This window comes from Streptomonospora arabica (assembly GCF_039531585.1).
Taxonomy (GTDB): Bacteria; Actinomycetota; Actinomycetes; order Streptosporangiales; family Streptosporangiaceae; genus Streptomonospora; species Streptomonospora halophila.
This window is the reverse complement of sequence record NZ_BAAAQI010000003.1, coordinates 18753-35002: the sequence shown is the minus strand read 5'-3', so window position 1 is coordinate 35002 and position 16250 is coordinate 18753. Positions and strand designations below refer to the sequence as shown.

The following is a 16250-nucleotide window of genomic DNA, read 5'->3' as shown; positions in this document are numbered from 1 at the left end:
GCTTGCGGCCCCGCCCCTGCCGCGGCGCCTGCCTTCGAGGTCCCCGCCGACCTCCGGCAGGGCGTCGGACGAGGTCGCCGGGGTGCTCCCGACCGGCGGCGGGCGGCGCGCGGGGCCCGGCGGAGACCGAACCGCGACGGGATCGCGACTTCGCGCGCGAAAGTTGGGTGCCCTCACCCTGTTACCATCGGTCCACCTTTGCGGCGGCCGCGTGCCGCGCCCGGTTCCAGGGTCCACGACCCGACCTCGGCATGCGCCCCGCGGGTGGCGATTCTGCGCGAAAACCGCGCCGACCGGTCGTCTCCAGTGGCCGAAGCGGCGGCGTCGCCGCCGCGGCCCTGCCGACGCGCAGCCGTACCCCCGCTCTATCGGTCCGTCTCCTGAAGAAGCTGTCCCCTGTCCCCCCGAAGAACCAGGAAGATGCCATGACCGTCGACCCCCAGGCCCCGTCCCGGGCCGCCACCGGCCACCAGATGAAGCGGCGCAGCCCCGCCGCGTCCTGGATCGGCCTGCCGCTGATCACCCTCGGGATCTACTACTTCGTCTGGTACGCCAAGATCCACCGCGAGCTCGGCGAGTTCGACCCCCGCTACGCGGGCAGCTCCCCGGCCGGCGCGGTGTGCTCGCAGCTCTTCGGCGGCTTGACACTGGGGATCTGGACGCTGATCAACATCGCCGGCACCGCCGGCCGGATCGCCAACGCCCAGCGCGCCGCCGGACTGACCCCCTCGTGCGGCGGCGGGGTCGCCATCCTGCTGTGCTTCCTGCTCGGCACCCACGTGATCTACTTCCAGAGCAACATCAACAAGATCACCGACGCCTACCAGCAGGTGCCCGCGGGCGAGCCGCTGCAGCTGCGCGCCTGAGTCCTCCGCTTCGCCGCGGGGTCCGCAGTGCGCACGAGCGCGGCGGGCCCCGCGGCTCAGTCTCGGCCGCCTCAGTCGCCCTTGGCGAGCGGGTTCTTCAGCCCCGGGGACCAGGCGGCTGCGGTGGCCGCGGCGCTTCCGGCGGCCTCGGCGACGTCCGACACCGTGTGCTCCGGCGGCTCGGCGTCCGAAGAGTAGCGCAGCTCGTCGGCGTCGCCGACGATGCGCACGCCCGAGTCCCGCAGGTCGTCGACGTCGTCCCGGCTCCAGGCGTCCACGGTCTCGCGGTACGCCGCCGGGATGCCCAGCCGCGGCCCGCGCGACGAGCGCTTGGCGAACCCCTCTATGATCCGCGCCCGCAGCCGCCGGGCGTCGTCCGCGGGCCACTCGGCCGCGACCAGGTTCGAGTTGAGCGTCCGCAGCACCTCGGCCTCAGGCGCCGTGACCCCGCTGTGCACGGTGGTGGAGCCGTCCGGCGCCGAGACGCCCGACGTGTCGCCGAGCTCCACCGCCTCCAGGAACCGGTGCCACAGCCGATCGGCGGGCGAGCCGGGGTTGGTGATGAGCGTCACCTTCCCGGTGCCCACGATCGAGGCCCACCGGCGCGCGAGCCTGCCCAGCGCGAACGCGCGCCACAGGTGCGCCTTCTCGTCACTCTCCACCGCCTCCCAGCCGGCCTCGCGCTGGCGCTGCAGCTGGCGCAGGTAGGAGTGGAAGCTGGAGGACTTGCCGTTGCGGATGTGCTGCTGCCACACCGACGGCAGCAGCTTGCCCAGCCCGCGCGCGGTGATGAACACGCGCGTGTCGGGGGAGCCCAGGGCCTCGATCGTCTTGCGGGCCGCGTCGGAGCGCACGACCGACAGCGCCTCGGCCGAGACGACCGCCGTGCCCTCCCACGACCGGATCTGCTTCTGCAGGTTCTCCCACCAGGCCTGCTCCTTGGCGGCGCGCGCCTCGGTCACCCACGCGTACTCGCCGCGCAGCAGTGCATAGCTGGCGGTCTCGTGGTAGTTGACCCGGGTCGCGCCTGGGCGCCGCCGCGGGGGAACCGGATAGAGCGCACCGATCGCGGCGAGCTCCCTGGTGCGGTCCTGCATCATCTGCTGCAGATAGGTCGTTCCGGATTTCTGCACCCCGATGTGCAAGACAAGCCGCTCTGCCACCGAATACTCCACTCCCTAGGTACTGCGCGCAGAAGCTACCGGCGAGGGGCGAGCGGCAGGCGAACCCTGAGCGAACAGCGGGATTCGATCGAGCGCGCCGCCGCGACCTCGCCGTGCCCCGGGCCGGCCGGTACGGCGCGCCGGGTCCTGCCCGGTTGAAGGCACGGTACCGCCAAAACCCGGTGCTGTACCCGAGTGCGCCGGTTCCGCCCCCGGAAACCGGCCGTGGAAGAGCGGGCGGCGGAGGACGGCGCCGTCGCCCGCGCAGCGGGGGAGACCAGACCGTAGCGGCAGCGGCCACCGGAGCGGAAATGTCCCCGCCCGCCCCTACGTTGGCTACCGCCCCCGCAACGCGGGGGTGAGGCGAGCGGACGCCAGACACGGGGGCCGGTCCGGCCGGGAACCGGGCCGGTCTCCACTCGCCGGGCCCTTCCGGCGGCCGAACGGGCGCCGGAAGGGCACCGTCGTCCCGGCGGCGCCGGCGCGCGGCCGCCTCAGCCGCCGGACCCCACCTCCGCCACCGCCTGGTCGATGCGCTCGGCCAGGTCGATGTCGGCCGTGGTCACCGCGTCCACCGACGCCGTGCGCACGGTGAACCGGATGCCGTCGGCGGTGCGCGTGTGGTGGGCCCGGTGCCCGGCCTGGCCGCTGATCCGGTCGATCCGGGAGAGCAGAGGCGGGAGCCTGTCGGCGGGGATCCGCACGGTCCGCGACAGCCCCTCGGTGCCGCCCTCCCATTCGGGCAGGCGCCCCAGAGCGGCGTCGAGCGTCTCCTTGTCCAGCCTGCTCGGCCCGCCGGTGATCCCGGTGTCGGCGCTCCCCTGGGCGCCGGCGGGGTCGGCGGCCCACACCGCCAGGTCCTCGGGCAGCGCCGCGGCGAGGCCGGCGGAGACGCTCGGCTCCGAACGCGCGATCTCCGCGAGGACGACCCGCGCGAGGTGCAGCCCCTCCTCCGGCACGCAGCCGAGCTCGCCCGCGACCTGCTGGGCGATCCCGCTCGTCCCGCTCGCGCGCTCGACGCGCTCGATCTCGGGGTCCTGCGCGTGCGGCGGCTCGACCCACAGGGAGTCGGGCAGGCTGTCGTGGAGCTCGCGCCGGGTGTCCTCGTCCAGACGCCGCGCGATCGAGGGGACGACCGCGCGGATGGCGCGTCCCGCCCGGTCGGTGTCGCCCACCTCGCCGTGCGCTGCCACCCGTTCCACGAGCTGCTGATGCGCGACCATGGCACACCTCCCGATTCGGCTGCAGGTGGCCGGAGCCGGCGCCCGATCGGCGCCGGACTCCGGCTGGTTGGGCCGACTAACCTGTGCGTGGCCGGTGAAACCGGGCCGCGGCGGCGTGAAAGCGCAGGTGGGGGGCACGGAGGCGGCGTGTGGGGCCGATGCGCAGCCGCGGTGCCGTGCTCCGCCCGGCGTCGTGCATAGGGGCCGTCCCCGGTGGTAGCGGACCTGTGCACGACCGTCCGGCGGGCAGCGCCGGACCGCTCGGTCCCGCTGCCACGACCCATAGGAGGGGACATGCAGCACGACGCGTTCATCGGTCAGGTGCAGGACCGCGCCCGCCTCGACAGCCGCGGCGCCGCCGAGGCCTTCACCCGGGCGACCCTGGAGACCGTCGCGGAGCGGATCAACCCGGACCTCGCCGACGACCTCGCCGCCCAGCTCCCGCAGGAGATCGGGGAGAACGTCCGGCGGGTCACCGACCAGTGGGTCCCCACCCAGCGGTTCGGCCAGGACGAGTTCGTCCGCCGCGTGGCCGAGCGCGCCCACGCCGACGGGGCGCAGGCCGCCTACGCCGCCCGGGTGGTCTTCGAGATGCTGGACGAGGCGACCACCGGCGACGTGATGGGCAAGGTCCGCGAAGGCATGCCCGAGGACCTGCGCGAGTTCTCGCTCGCGGGCAGCAGCGGCGAGGCGTGACGGCCGTCCCCGCCGGGCCCGGCCGACGCCGGGCGCAGGCGGGGACGAGGCGCACCGGCCGCCGCCCCGGCCGACTGTAGGCTGGGGCGCCGATACCCCCGGGTGTACCGAGACCGACAGCGCCGGGGACCGTCGTCCGCACCGTGCTCCGGGGGCGCGTGGGGGGCGACCGCCCCGCAGGAGCGCAGCCGGCGCGGCGGTCGCAGCGGCGGGCTCCGCCCGCCGACCGCCCGCCGAGCCTGCACACGAGAGGTGAGGAAATGGCGGCGACGGCGATGCGGGCCGTATCCCAGGACGTCCACGGCGGCCCCGAGGTCCTCCGCGAGGTGGAGCTCGACGTGCCCCGGCCCGGGCCCTCCCGGGTACTGGTGCGGGTGCACGCGGCCGGGGTCAACCCCACCGACTGGAAGCACCGGGCCGCCCGCCTCTTCCTCGGCGACCCGCCCTACGTGCTGGGGTGGGACGTCTCCGGCGTCGTCGAGGAGGTGGGGATCGGGGTGACCGTCCACCGGCCCGGCGACGAGGTCTTCGGCATGCTGCCCTACCCCGACGGGGCGGGTTCCTTCGCCGAGTACGTCACCGCGCCCGCGCGCTCCCTCACCCGCAAGCCGCGGGGGACCACCCACGTCGAGGCCGGCGCCCTGCCGCTCGCCGCGCTGACCGCCTGGCAGGCGCTGGTGGACACGGCCGGACTGGAAGCGGGCCAGCGGGTGCTCGTGCACGCCGCGGCGGGCGGAGTGGGCCACCTCGCGGTGCAGGTGGCCAAGTCCCGCGGCGCCTACGTGTTCGGCACCGCCAGTGCGGGCAAGCACGACTTCCTGCGCGGGATCGGGGTCGACGAGCCGATCGACTACCGCGAGACCGACTTCGCCGATGCGGTCGCCGACGCCGACGTGGTCCTCGACACCATCGGCGGCGACAACGCCTTCCGTTCGCTGGGCGTGCTGCGTGCCGGCGGAACGCTCGTCACGATCCTGCCGGTGCCGCCCGAGGGCCTGCTCGACGAGGCCGAGCAGCGCGGCGTGCGGGCCGCGCCCATGCTGGTGGAGGCCGACCAGGCGGGGATGGCGGCGATCGCCGATCTCGTGGAGTCGGGCCGGCTGCGCCCGCACGTCAGTGAGGTCTTCCCGCTGGAGCGCATCGCCGACGCCCACCGCGTCGGCGAGACCGGCCGCACCACCGGCAAGCTCGTCGTCGACGTGGCGGGGGAGGCCTGAGCACGGCGATGGACGCGGCCCGCCCGCCGCTCGGCCTGCGGCGGCTCCGGGGGAAGCTCCTCGGTGCCGGGTGCCGGGTGCCGGGTGCCGGGTGCCGGGTGCCGGGTGCCGGGTGCCGGGTGCGTAGGAGTCGGGGCGCCGCCGCGCGCACGTTACTCCGGGAGGTCGGCCGAGGCGATGCGGGCGGCGCGGGTGATGAGGTGGTCGCGTTCGGGGCCGTTGGCGGTGCGCGCGGCCGCGGCCCGGTAGTCGGCCCGAGCGGCGCCGAGCTCGCCCGCCATCTCCCGCAGATGGGCGCGGGCGGCGAAGAAGCGGTGGTGGTCGGAGACCCGCTCGTCGCCGGCCAGATCGGACAGCATGGCCAGGCCCGCCTCGGGGCCCTGCGCCATCGCCGCCGCCACCGCCCGGTTCAGCGAGACCACCGGGTTGTCCGTCATCCGCTCCAGCAGCCCGTACAGCGCGAGGATCTGGGGCCAGTCCGTCTCCTCTGCCGTGGCGGCCTCGTCGTGCAGCGCCGCCACGGCCGCCTGGAGCTGGTAGGGGCCGACCGAACCCTTGGCCAGCGCGGCCGTGACCAGGTCGACGCCCTCGCGGATCGCCTCCGCGTCCCACAGCGACCGGTCCTGCTCGGCGAGCGGGACCGGGATGCCCCCCGGGCCCGTGCGGGCGCTGCGGCGGGCGTCGGTGAGCAGCATGAGGGCGAGCAGCCCGGCGGTCTCGCACTCCTCGGGCAGCAGTCCGTGCAGCAACCGGCCGAGCCGGATCGCCTCGCGGGACAGCTCCACGCGCTGCAGCCGCGGCCCGGCGCTGACGGTGTAGCCCTCGTTGAAGACCAGATAGATGACGTGCAGCACGGAGGCGAGCCTGCGGTTTCGCTCCGCCGGCCCGGGTAGGGCCAAACCGGTCTGCGAAGCGGAGATGCGCTGCTTGGCGCGGCTGATGCGCTGGGCCATCGTGGGCTCGGGCACCATGAACGCGCTCGCGATCTCGGCAGTGGTGAGCCCGCCGACCGAGCGCAGCGTCAGCGCGATCGCCGAGGGCCGGGTCAGCGCCGGGTGGCAGCACATGAACAGCATCGCCAGGGTGTCGTCGCGGCCGCTCGGCCCTTCGCCGCCGATGCCCTCGTCGGCGGGCGGCGCGAGGTGGCGGTCGGCGGGCTCGCGCGCGGCCGCGGCCTCCTCGCGCCGGCGCCGCGCCTGCTCGCTGCGGACCTGCTCGGCCATCCGGCGGGACGCGACGTGGACCAGCCACCCCCGCGGGTTGTCCGGCACGCCCTGCCGGGGCCACTGCTCCGCGCTGTCCGCCAGTGCGGCCTGGACCGCGTCCTCGGCGGCGTCGAAGTCGCCGAAGCGCCGCGTGAGCACGCCGACGACCTGCGGCACCAGCGGGCGCAGCAGGTCGTCGACGCCGGGGGCGCTCTGCTTGCCGTCCAGGGCCTCTCCCGGTGCCTACAGGTCGGCGGGCGGCGCCGACATCACCTGGCGCACCTCGATGGGCATGTTGGCGGGCCTGCCGCCGGGGCCGGGGGCCGCCGACGCGCGGGCCGCCAGCTCGTGTGCGCGCTGCTCGGTCTCGCAGTCGACGATCCAGTAGCCCATGAGGAACTCCTTGGTCTCCGGGTAGGGGCCGTCGGTGACCACGGGCGCGCCGTCGCTCCCGGCCCGCACCGTCCTGGCTTGCCCCGGGTCGGCCAGCCCTTCGCCGCCCACCAGCTCGCCCTCCTCGGTGAGCTCGGCGTGGAACTCCTTCATGAAGTCGAGATGCGCGGTGACCTCCTCGGGAGCCCAGGTGTGCATGGGCGCCAGGTCGCTCTGGGCGCCGAACTGCATCAGCAGCATGTACTTCATGGCCGTGTCCTCTCGCGTGCCTACCGGCGATCGCCGCGGCGGTCCCGCGGCGCTGTCACGGGTAGGTCGACGCCGGTGCGGCGTTCTCGACACGTCCCGGCGAGAATTTCCACAGAAGGTCCTCCGCCGCCCCGCGCCCTCGGCGGCACGCTACTGGCGCGAGACCGCGGAGGCGCCGTCGCGCAGCACGTACTTCTGGATCTTGCCGGTGGCGGTCTTGGGCAGCTGGTCCACGAACTCCACCCGTGTGGGCGCCTTGAAGTGCGCGAGGTTGTCCCGCGCGAAGGCGATCAGCTCGTCCTCGGTGGCCGAGGCCCCTTCGCGCAGCACCACCGATGCCTTGGGGGTCTCGCCCCAGCGCTCGTGCGGAACGCCGACGATCGCGACCTCCTGGACCGACGAGTGGCGCAGCAGCACCCCCTCGACCTCGATCGAGGAGATGTTCTCGCCGCCGGAGATGATCACGTCCTTGATGCGGTCCTGGATCTCGACGAACCCGTCGGGGTGGGTGACCGCCGCGTCGCCGGTGCGGAACCAGCCGTCGCCCATGACCTTCTCGGTGGCCTCGGGGTCGTTGTAGTAGCCGGCCATCACCACGTTGCCGCGCACCGCGATCTCGCCGACCGTCTCACCGTCCCAGGGGACCTCGTCGCCGCCCGGGCCGAGGACCTTCAGCTCGCCGGAGGTGATCAGCTCGACGCCCTGGCGCGCCTTGACCGCGGCGCGCTCGGCGCCCACGAGGCCGGCGTGCTCGGGCCAGGGCTCGCACACGGTGATGAAGGGCGTGGTCTCGGTGAGCCCGTAGACGTGGGTGACCGACCAGCCGAAGGTGCCCTCCAGCCGCTCGATGGTGTCGGCGGCGGGCGAGGCCCCCGCGGTGACGACGTGCACGCCGGGCGGCACCTGGCCGCGGACGTCCTCGGGCGTGTTGGCCAGGGTGATCAGCACCGTCGGCGCCGCGCACAGCCAGGAGACCTTCTCGTCGCGGATCAGGTCGAACACGCGCGCAGGGTCGACGGCGCGCAGGCACACGTGGGCGGCGGCCGCCGCGGTGACGGTCCAGGTGTAGGTCCAGCCGTTGGCGTGGAACATCGGCAGCGTCCACAGATAGCGCTCGCCGACCCCGACGCGCAGGTGCAGGAGCGTGCCCACCACGTTCATGTAGGCGTTGCGGTGGGTGATCATCACACCCTTGGGCCGGGCGGTGGTGCCGCTGGTGTAGTTGATCGTCAGCAGGTCCGTCTCGGCGATCTCGGGCCGGGTGAAGTCCGGGTCGGCTCCCGCGACCAGGGACTCGTAGTCCTCCCACCCCTCGGCGGAGCCCTCCAGCGCGACGAAGCGCTCCACGCCGGGCATCCGGTCGCGCACCCCGTCGACGGCCGCGAGCTGGTCGGCGTGCGCGCACAGCACCGTGGCGCCGGAGTGGTTGGCGATGTAGACGAAGTCCTCGGGGGACAGCCGGTAGTTGATCGGCACCAGGACCGCGCCCAACTGCGGCACGGCGTAGAAGGACTCCAACTGCGCGTGGGTGTTGGGCGCGATGTAGGCGACGCGGTCGCCCTTGGCCACGCCCATCCGCTGCAGGGCGGCCGACCAGCGGTCGCAGCGGTCGAAGAACTCCTCGTAGGTCAGCCGCAGGTCCTGGTCGACGACCGCCTCGCGCCGCGGGTGCAGCCTGCGCGTGCGCCGGGCGAACTCCAGTGGGCTAAGGGCGGTTTCCATGGCGCCTTCTCTCCGTGACGGCGGCGAGCGGATCGTCCCCGGTACCTGGGTGCAACGAAAATACGGTGCGCCCGCGGTCCGGGACAAGACCGCCACACGCTCGGCGGACGGCGCCGCTGTCAGCGAGGACGCGGCGCGCGGCCCCCGTCGGGCCGGTGCCCCGAAGGCGAGCGGCGCGCGGGGCGCTCCATCCCGGGCGCGGCGGGCGCCGCCGAAGGGCTCAGGCGCGGGCCGCCCCGGCTCCGGTGAACGCGCCCAGCCCCGAGGCGCAGGCGGTGAGGGCGCGCCGCAGGGCGGCCGCGTCGTGCGGCGCGACGTCGCGCAGCATGCGCTCCTCCAGCAGGTCGGCCGCGCGGTCGCAGGCCTCCAGCGCCGCGCGGCCCGCATCGGTCAGGTGCGTGCGCAGCACGCGGCGGTTCCCGGGGTCGGGCTCGCGGCGGATCATCCCCTTGGCCTCCAGCGTGCCGACCATCTCGGTCGTCGCCTGCGGACTGACGAAGGACCGCCGGGCCAGCTGGGCGGCCGACAGCCCGGGCTGGGCGCGCAGCACGCTCAAGGCCGTGTACTGCAGCGTGGTCAGCCCGTACTCGCGGGTGATTGCGTCCAGCTGCGCGCGGGCGATGAGCTCCACGCGTTTGACCAGGTAGATGATGCGCGGCTCAGGGGACTCGGCGGTGTCGTCGGCACCGGCTGGAGTGATCATGATTGACACATTATCAAGGTTCTTGTTAAACACCTTCATCAAGGTTCCTGATATCAAGGAGTTTGACATGGAGTCAGAGGGTGGAGCGGCGACGAGCGCCCCGGCCGAGCCCTGGGGGGAGTCGGTCCTCGTCGACTTCGACGAGGGCGTCGCCTGGGTGACGCTCAACCGGCCCGAGAAGCGCAACGCCATGAACCCCTCGCTCAACGAGGAGATGGTCGCCGCCCTCGACGCGCTGGAGGGCGACGAGCGCTGCCGCGTCCTGGTGCTCACCGGCGCGGGGGAGTCCTGGAGCGCCGGCATGGACCTCAAGGAGTACTTCCGCGACGTCGACGCCTCCGGCGATCCCGCACTGCAGAACCGGGTGCGCCGCACCGCGGCCGAGTGGCAGTGGCGGCGGCTGTCGACCTACGCCAAGCCCACCGTGGCCATGGTCAACGGCTGGTGCTTCGGCGGCGCGTTCACTCCGCTGGTCGCCTGCGACCTGGCGGTGGCCGACGAGGACGCCCGCTTCGGCCTCTCCGAGATCAACTGGGGAATCCCGCCCGGCGGGGTGGTCAGCCGGGCGCTGGCTGCCGCCGTTCCCCGGCGCGACGCGCTGTACCACATCATGACCGGCGAGGCCTTCGACGGCCGCGAGGCCGAGCGCATGCGCCTCGTCAACGAGGCGGTCCCGGCCGCGAACCTGCGGGCCCGCACCCGCGAGCTCGCCCAGCGGCTGGCCGCCATGAACCCGGCGGTGCTGCGGGCCGCGAAAACCGGCTACAAGCTCGCCGCCGAGATGTCCTGGGACCAGGCCGAGGACTACCTCTACGCCAAGCTGGAGCAGTCGCAGTTCCTCGACCCCGAGCAGGGGCGAAGCCAGGGCTTGGAGCAGTTCCTCGACTCCAAGAGCTACCGGCCCGGCCTCGGCCGCTACGCGCGCGGCTGACCCCCCGCCGACAGGCCCGGGGGGCGCAGCGGGCCCCGGCTCCGCCCCCCGCCACGGCCAGGAACCGGGGCGATCCCCCCTCTGCAACGGAGACCGACGTGACCAGCTCTGTGCCCCCCACCGCAGCGTCCCAGCAGCGCGAAGCCCGCAAGATCGCGCTGGCCAGCTTCGTCGGAACCAGTATCGAGTGGTACGACTTCTTCCTGTACGGAGCCGCCGCCGCTCTCGTCTTCGGCCCCCAGTTCTTCCCCTCCGACAACCCGCTCGCCAGCCAGCTCGCCGCGCTGTCCACGTTCGCCGTCGGGTTCGTCGCACGCCCGCTCGGCGGGATCATCGCGGGCCACCTGGGCGACCGCGTCATCGGCCGCAAGCGGATGCTCGTCGTGTCGCTGCTGGTCATGGGATGCGCGACGGTCCTGGTCGGCCTGCTGCCCAACTACGCCCAGATCGGTGTGGCCGCGCCGATCCTGCTGGTGGTCCTGCGGCTCGCCCAAGGGCTCGGCGTGGGCGCCGAATGGGGCGGGGCCGCCCTCATGGCCGTCGAGCACGCGCCCGCCGGCCGCCGCGGGCTCTACGGCGCCGCACCGCAGCTCGGCGTGCCCGCCGGTGCGATCACCGCGAACCTCGTCATGCTCGGCGCCTCGACCATGACCGCCGAGGCCTTCGCCGAATGGGGATGGCGGATCGGCTTCCTGGCCAGCGTCGTGCTCATCGCGGTCGGCTACGTGATCCGCCGGCGCATCAGCGAGAGCCCGCTGTTCGAGGAGGAGCGGCGCAAGCGCGCGGAGGGGGCCGCGGAAGCCCCGAGCTCTCCGCCGCTGGCCGAGGTCGTGCGCCGCTACCCGCTGGGCGTCCTGCGCGCCGTGTTCGCGACGGCGGCCTCCACCGGCCTGGGCTACATCGTCCTGGTCTACACGCTCTCCTACGGCACCACCGAGCTGTCCTACTCGCGCGACGCGCTGCTGGCCGTGGTCACCATCGCCAGCGGCGTGCAGCTGGCCGCCATCGTGGGCTGGTCGGCGCTGAGCGACCGGGTGGGTCGGCGCAGCGTCTTCATCGGCGGCGGCCTCGCCCAGATCGCGCTGGCCCTGCTCTTCTTCCCGATGTTCGACCGGGAGAGCCTGGCCTGGGCGCTGCTGGCCTGCACCCTCGCCGTCATCGTGGTGTCCGCCCAGTACGGCCCGTTGCCCGCGCTGCTCGCCGAGCTGTTCCCCACCCGGGTGCGCTACAGCGGCATCTCCGCGGGGTACCAGCTGGGCAACGTGGTCGGCGGCGGCCTGGCGCCCATCGCCGCCACGGCTCTGTTCGCCGCCCAGGGCGGATCCGCCGCCGTGGGCCTCTACCTCGCCGGGATGGCGCTGCTGGCGACCCTGGCCGTGCTGCTGACTCCCGAGACCTCCGCACGCGACCTGCGGCGGATCTGACCCGCCCGCTGCGATCCCCGAAGGCCGCGCCCCGCGCATCCGCCCACCGACTGTGCCCATCCGCGATTCGCACGGAGACCGCAATGCTCAACCACGGCATCGGATCCTGGCCCGCCCGGAGAAGCCGCGCGGCCGGTGCGCGCGCCGCCGTCGTGCACGAGGGGCGCTCGGCCACCTACCGCGAGCTCGACGAGCGCGCCACCCGGGTGGCCCGCGTCCTGGAGGAGCACGGGGTGCGGCGCGGCGACCGCGTCGCCTACCTCGGCGCCAACCGGCCCGAGTTCCTGGAGGCGATGTTCGGCGCCGCGCTGCTGGGCGCGGTGTTCACCCCCTTCAACACCCGCCTGGCGCGCGCCGAACTGGAGGTCCTCGCGGCCGACAGCGCGCCCGCCCTCCTCCTGGCCGACGCCGACCGCGGCGCCGACGCCGAGGCGCTCCACCGCGCCGGCCTGGTGGGCGGCTATCTCACCGTCGGCACAGCGGCGGGCGGAGAGCACGGGCCCCGGGCCCTGGAGCCCGCGGTCGCGGCCGCGCCGAGCGGGGCACTCGACCGGCCCGTCGAGCACGACGACCCGTTCCTGCTGCTCTACACCTCCGGATCGACCGGCCGGCCCAAGGGAGTGGTGCTGACCCACGGCAACGTCACCTGGAACTGCCTCAACTCCATCGTCGACACCGACCTGGCCGGCACCGACACCGCCCTCGTCAGCGCACCGATGTTCCATACGGCGGCGCTGAACATGCTGTGCCTGCCGGTCCTGCTCAAGGGCGGCCGCCTGCTGCTGGAGGAGCGGTTCGACCCCGAGCGCACCGTCGACCTCATCGAGCGCGAGGGCGTGACCGTGACCTTCGGCGTGCCCACCATGTACGAGCGCATCGCCCGCTCGCCCCGGTGGCCCGGCGCCGACCTGTCCGGGCTGCGCCTCCTGCTGTGCGGGGGCGCGCCGGTGCCGCCGCCCCTCATCGAGAGCTACATGCGGCGCGGCCTGGCGTTCGTCCAGGGCTACGGGTTGACCGAGGCGGCTCCGGGCGCGCTGCTGCTGCCGGTGGCCGACTGCGCCGGCAAGGCCGGCAGCGCCGGCGTACCCGCGTTCTTCACCGACGTGCGCACCGCCGAGCCCGGACCGGGGCCCTCGGAGGTGCTGGTGGAGGGGCCCAACGTCACCCCGGGCTACTGGAACCGCCCCGACGAGACCGCGGCGGCGCTGCGTGACGGGTGGCTGCACACCGGCGACGCCGCCGAGGTCGACGCCGACGGCTACTTCCGCATCGTGGACCGGGTGAAGGACATGTACGTCTCCGGCGGGGAGAACGTCTACCCGGCGGAGGTCGAGGCGGCCCTGGCGGCCCACCCCGACGTGCTGGAATGCGCGGTCGTCGGTGTGCCCGACGACACGTGGGGCGAGTCCGGCGCCGCGCTGGTCGTGCCCGTGCCGGGCCGCCGGCCCGAGGCCGAGGAGCTGCGCGGCTTCCTCGCCGAGCGCCTGGCGCGCTACAAGATTCCGGCCGCCTTCTCCTACGGCGGCGAGCTGCCGCGCAGTGCCGTCGGCAAGATCGACAAGAGGGCGCTGCGCTCCCGGTTGGCGGGCGCGTAAGGGCGGGCGCGGCGACGGACGGGGAGCGCTGCGGCGGCCCGCGGCGCGCCCGCCGGCGCGGCGGGCCGGTGCTCGGGGGACTCCGGGGGAAGGAGGGTGGCAGAATCGCCGGGGCAGCGGGCAGCGGGCAGCGGGCAGCGGGCAGCGGGCAGCGGGCAGCGGGCAGCGGGCAGCGGGCAGCGGGCAGCGCCGCCGTCCCGTTCACGGTCTCCGGGGCGGTAGTGTCCGATTCACCCGGAATCAGGCTCGGCGCATGCATCGGCGGCGAACGTGATCTTGCTCACGGTTGCGTTTTCTGTCCGGGTGCGCGAGCCGGTATGCGGATTCTCGCCTCTGCGGAAGCCCGTTCCAGGTCAGTGCCATATTCGGCGCGGTCGGCAAAGGTGTGCCCGGCCGTCATGCGTATTGCGCATCGAGGGCCGGGAGTCCGGAGCGCCGCCGTGGCGGTAGGTTTGAGATCGGTCGGCCGCCCCGGAATTCTGCCGCACTAAATGTCTGATTCGCGGGTATCTGTGGCGGCTGGGTGAGCCGCAGGCCTCGTGTGGCGTTTTTCTGGGGTGTGCGCTGTCGGGTGATATCTCTACGGAACAGCTTTCCTGTGCTAGCGTAACCGCCGATTCGTCGGATTCCAGGCGCTTGCTGCAATGGGATCGCGCCCGGTGCAGGAATTCGGGAGCGATCTTTCGCGGAGTGCGCCTGGCTCTGCCCGCGGCGCGGACCCGGGTGACCGCTCGGAGCTGCGCCCCACGCTGCTCCGGCTCGCGGGACTCGGCGAACCGGCCGCCGCTCACCCGTTCCCGCATAAGAGGAGGTGTGCCGTGGCGCAGGCGTCGTCATCGGCCGGCCAGGGGAATCCGCCCCCGGCGCAGCCGCCGGTCACACATCAGAACCCCCCGCCGCCCATGTGGCCGGCGCCCCAGCCCGAAGGCCGCTGGAAGCGGATGCTGAGACGGCTCGGCATCGGCAGACGCGGGTCGGCGCAGCAGGGGATGACCGCCAACGACCTGTTCGCCGCCCAGCAGCAGGCGCTGAACCAGCAGTTCAACGGGCGGCCGGTGCCCAACGGCGCGGGCCATGCCCAGTACCCCGGGCAGCCCCAGGCGGCCTGGCCGCAGTACCCGCCGCCCCCGGCTCCGGGGAGCCCTCCCCAGCCTGAGGCCTACCAGCAGCCCGGCCAGGCGCCGCCGCAGGGCGGCTACCAGTGGCACCCCACCCCGGGCGAGCCGCTCCCGCAGGCCGCACCACCGCAGCCGGTGGAACCCGCCGCGCCCGCGGAGCCGGTCGGCCAGGGCGACTCGGCCGCATCGGCCGGCGCCTCCGCGAAGGCGGCCGCCGCCGGCGAGCAGGCGTCGGTGAAGCTGGTGACCAGCACCCTGGCCGGACTGGCGATGCGCGACCTGGCCCTGGTCGACTCGCTGATCGAGGTGGTCGAGGAACTGGAGGACAGCAGCGAGGATCCCGAGCTGCTGGACAGCCTGTTCAAGATCGACAACCTCGCCACGCGGATGCGACGCAACAGCGAGAACCTGCTGGTGCTCGCCGACCAGGACACCGGCGACCCCTCGGCCGAGCCCGTGCCGATGCTCGACGTGGCGCGCGCCGCGATCTCGGAGATCAAGGACTACCAGCGCGTCCAGGTGGGGCGGCTGCCGCAGATCTTCGTCGCGGGCACCGCCGCCGACGACCTCAGCCACCTCCTCGCCGAGCTGATGGACAACGCGACGGGCAAGTCGCCCGAGCACGCCCAGGTGGTCGTCAGCGGCCAGTACATGGTCGACGGCGAGCGCCTGCTGATCACCGTTCAGGACGAGGGCATCGGCATCCCGGACGACCAGATCGCCGACCTGAACGAGCGCCTGCGCGGCGAACCCGTGCTCGACGAGCAGGTCATGCGGCACATGGGCCTGTACGTGGTCAGCAACATCGCCCACCGCCACGGCATGGAGGTGCAGCTGGAGGCGCGCGCCTTCCGCGGGATCAGCGCACACGTGATGGTCGGTTCCGACCTGGTCAGCAAGACGGGTCCCCAGCCTCCCGCTCCCGCCCCGGCACCCCCGCTCCCGGCGGCTCCCCCGGCCCCGCGCCGTCCGGCCCCCGAGTCCCCGAGGGCAGCGGCTCCTGTCCAGAATGCGCAAGAGGAGCGCAGCGCCATGGATTCCTCCTCGTCGGTCACCCCCGCCGGCCTGCCGCGCCGCAGCGCACACCGCACCACGTCGCCGTTGCCGACCGCAGAGACGTGGGAGTCCGAGGCGCAGGCCGAGGAGTCCGACGAGGCGGAGTCCGACAACAGAGCCGAGCGCATCCGCGACGACCTCGCCGGATTCGTCGAGGGCGAGCAGGCCGCGCGGGGCGACGAGGATGTCTGACCGCCGTGATCGGCTCAGGACCACCACCCGAACCACTGAAGAAGCTGGACCGAAATGGACAACCGCTTGAGTGAGAGTGCCGACGCGGAGAATTTCACCTGGCTGATCTCCAACTTCGTCGACGACGTCCCCGGCGTCGAGCACGCCATCGTGGTCTCTTCCGACGGCCTGCTGCTGACCGCGTCTCGCGACTTCCCCGAGCAGTACGCCGAGCAGTTGGCCGCCATCGCCAGCGGCATGCACAGCCTGGCGCTGGGCGGGGCGAAGATGTTCGGCAAGGGCGAGTGCGAGCAGCTGATCGTGCGCATGCAGCGCGGTCACCTGTTCGTGATGTCGATCAGCGACGGTTCGTGCCTTGCGGTGCTCAGCGCACCCAACGCCGACATGAAGGTCGTCGCCTACCAGATGACCAAGCTGGTGGAGAGCGCCGGGCACGCGCTCACCCCGCAGCTCCGCTCACAGCTGCGCGGGGTCGTGTCACCGTGAGGGAACCATTG

14 protein-coding genes are annotated in these 16250 nt (G+C 73.7%); 8 read left to right on the top strand and 6 right to left on the bottom strand.

Features of this window, described 5'->3' with window-relative positions:
• Nucleotides 1-425: 425 nt before the first annotated feature.
• Nucleotides 426-866 carry a DUF4234 domain-containing protein gene (locus ABD284_RS06360; RefSeq protein WP_344141540.1) on the top strand — a complete coding sequence of 147 codons (441 nt, stop codon included), beginning with the start codon at nucleotides 426-428 and terminating at the stop codon, nucleotides 864-866.
• A gap of 71 nt (nucleotides 867-937) precedes the next feature.
• On the opposite strand, the gene ABD284_RS06355 is transcribed toward ABD284_RS06360, so the two are convergent.
• Together ABD284_RS06355 and ABD284_RS06350 are read right to left on the bottom strand one after the other, a co-directional pair.
• Nucleotides 938-2029, bottom strand: coding sequence for a hypothetical protein (locus ABD284_RS06355; RefSeq protein WP_344141539.1), 1092 nt, complete (start codon nucleotides 2027-2029; stop codon nucleotides 938-940).
• 494 nt (nucleotides 2030-2523) lie between these two features.
• Nucleotides 2524-3252 carry a DUF2267 domain-containing protein gene (locus ABD284_RS06350; protein ID WP_344141537.1) on the bottom strand — a complete coding sequence of 243 codons (729 nt, stop codon included), beginning with the start codon at nucleotides 3250-3252 and terminating at the stop codon, nucleotides 2524-2526.
• A 294-nt stretch (nucleotides 3253-3546) separates the two neighbouring features.
• Between ABD284_RS06350 and ABD284_RS06345 the strand changes: the two genes are divergently transcribed.
• Both ABD284_RS06345 and ABD284_RS06340 read left to right on the top strand, forming a co-directional pair.
• Nucleotides 3547-3948: a DUF2267 domain-containing protein gene (locus tag ABD284_RS06345; protein ID WP_344141536.1), complete on the top strand. Its 402-nt coding sequence runs from the start codon at nucleotides 3547-3549 to the stop codon at nucleotides 3946-3948.
• A 260-nt stretch (nucleotides 3949-4208) separates the two neighbouring features.
• A complete protein-coding gene (locus ABD284_RS06340) occupies nucleotides 4209-5165 on the top strand; it encodes an NADP-dependent oxidoreductase (RefSeq protein WP_344141535.1) in 957 nt (318 codons plus the stop codon).
• Between the two features lie 152 nt (nucleotides 5166-5317).
• On the opposite strand, the gene ABD284_RS06335 is transcribed toward ABD284_RS06340, so the two are convergent.
• The 4 genes from ABD284_RS06335 to ABD284_RS06320 form a co-directional block, all read right to left on the bottom strand.
• Entirely contained in the window at nucleotides 5318-6547 is a 1230-nt protein-coding gene (locus ABD284_RS06335) for an RNA polymerase sigma factor (protein WP_344141533.1), read from the bottom strand.
• Nucleotides 6548-6613: 66 nt separating this feature from the next.
• Nucleotides 6614-7012, bottom strand: a complete 399-nt coding sequence (locus ABD284_RS06330; protein WP_344141532.1) for a YciI family protein — start codon at nucleotides 7010-7012, stop codon at nucleotides 6614-6616.
• 150 nt (nucleotides 7013-7162) lie between these two features.
• Complete coding sequence (locus ABD284_RS06325) at nucleotides 7163-8734, bottom strand: long-chain-fatty-acid--CoA ligase (protein ID WP_344141531.1); 1572 nt, start codon at nucleotides 8732-8734, stop codon at nucleotides 7163-7165.
• A gap of 220 nt (nucleotides 8735-8954) precedes the next feature.
• On the bottom strand, nucleotides 8955-9437 hold the full coding sequence (locus tag ABD284_RS06320) for a MarR family winged helix-turn-helix transcriptional regulator (RefSeq protein WP_344141529.1): 483 nt from the start codon (nucleotides 9435-9437) through the stop codon (nucleotides 8955-8957).
• Between the two features lie 67 nt (nucleotides 9438-9504).
• On the opposite strand from ABD284_RS06320, the gene ABD284_RS06315 reads away from it, so the two are divergent.
• The 5 genes from ABD284_RS06315 to ABD284_RS06295 all read left to right on the top strand — a co-directional run bounded on the left by ABD284_RS06315 (nucleotide 9505) and on the right by ABD284_RS06295 (nucleotide 16239).
• Nucleotides 9505-10368 (top strand): p-hydroxycinnamoyl CoA hydratase/lyase, encoded by an 864-nt coding sequence (locus ABD284_RS06315; protein WP_344141528.1) that lies wholly within the window; start codon nucleotides 9505-9507, stop codon nucleotides 10366-10368.
• Nucleotides 10369-10466: 98 nt separating this feature from the next.
• Complete coding sequence (locus tag ABD284_RS06310) at nucleotides 10467-11792, top strand: MFS transporter (protein WP_344141527.1); 1326 nt, start codon at nucleotides 10467-10469, stop codon at nucleotides 11790-11792.
• A gap of 83 nt (nucleotides 11793-11875) precedes the next feature.
• On the top strand, nucleotides 11876-13387 hold the full coding sequence (locus ABD284_RS06305) for an acyl-CoA synthetase (protein WP_344141526.1): 1512 nt from the start codon (nucleotides 11876-11878) through the stop codon (nucleotides 13385-13387).
• Nucleotides 13388-14328: 941 nt separating this feature from the next.
• Nucleotides 14329-15753: a sensor histidine kinase gene (locus ABD284_RS06300; protein WP_344141525.1), complete on the top strand. Its 1425-nt coding sequence runs from the start codon at nucleotides 14329-14331 to the stop codon at nucleotides 15751-15753.
• 54 nt (nucleotides 15754-15807) lie between these two features.
• Complete coding sequence (locus ABD284_RS06295) at nucleotides 15808-16239, top strand: roadblock/LC7 domain-containing protein (protein WP_344141524.1); 432 nt, start codon at nucleotides 15808-15810, stop codon at nucleotides 16237-16239.
• Nucleotides 16240-16250 lie beyond the last annotated feature (11 nt).

Bases quoted from the DNA above. Each gene is read 5' to 3' on its own strand.
- ABD284_RS06330 (WP_344141532.1), bottom strand. From the start codon at position 7,012: ATGAAGTACATGCTGCTGATGCAGTTCGGCGCCCAGAGCGACCTGGCG.
- ABD284_RS06345 (WP_344141536.1), top strand. From the start codon at position 3,547: ATGCAGCACGACGCGTTCATCGGTCAGGTGCAGGACCGCGCCCGCCTC.
- ABD284_RS06340 (WP_344141535.1), top strand. From the start codon at position 4,209: ATGGCGGCGACGGCGATGCGGGCCGTATCCCAGGACGTCCACGGCGGC.
- ABD284_RS06360 (WP_344141540.1), top strand. From the start codon at position 426: ATGACCGTCGACCCCCAGGCCCCGTCCCGGGCCGCCACCGGCCACCAG.
- ABD284_RS06350 (WP_344141537.1), bottom strand. From the start codon at position 3,252: ATGGTCGCGCATCAGCAGCTCGTGGAACGGGTGGCAGCGCACGGCGAG.
- ABD284_RS06325 (WP_344141531.1), bottom strand. From the start codon at position 8,734: ATGGAAACCGCCCTTAGCCCACTGGAGTTCGCCCGGCGCACGCGCAGG.
- ABD284_RS06300 (WP_344141525.1), top strand. From the start codon at position 14,329: ATGCTGAGACGGCTCGGCATCGGCAGACGCGGGTCGGCGCAGCAGGGG.
- ABD284_RS06305 (WP_344141526.1), top strand. From the start codon at position 11,876: ATGCTCAACCACGGCATCGGATCCTGGCCCGCCCGGAGAAGCCGCGCG.
- ABD284_RS06295 (WP_344141524.1), top strand. From the start codon at position 15,808: ATGGACAACCGCTTGAGTGAGAGTGCCGACGCGGAGAATTTCACCTGG.
- ABD284_RS06320 (WP_344141529.1), bottom strand. From the start codon at position 9,437: ATGATCACTCCAGCCGGTGCCGACGACACCGCCGAGTCCCCTGAGCCG.
- ABD284_RS06315 (WP_344141528.1), top strand. From the start codon at position 9,505: ATGGAGTCAGAGGGTGGAGCGGCGACGAGCGCCCCGGCCGAGCCCTGG.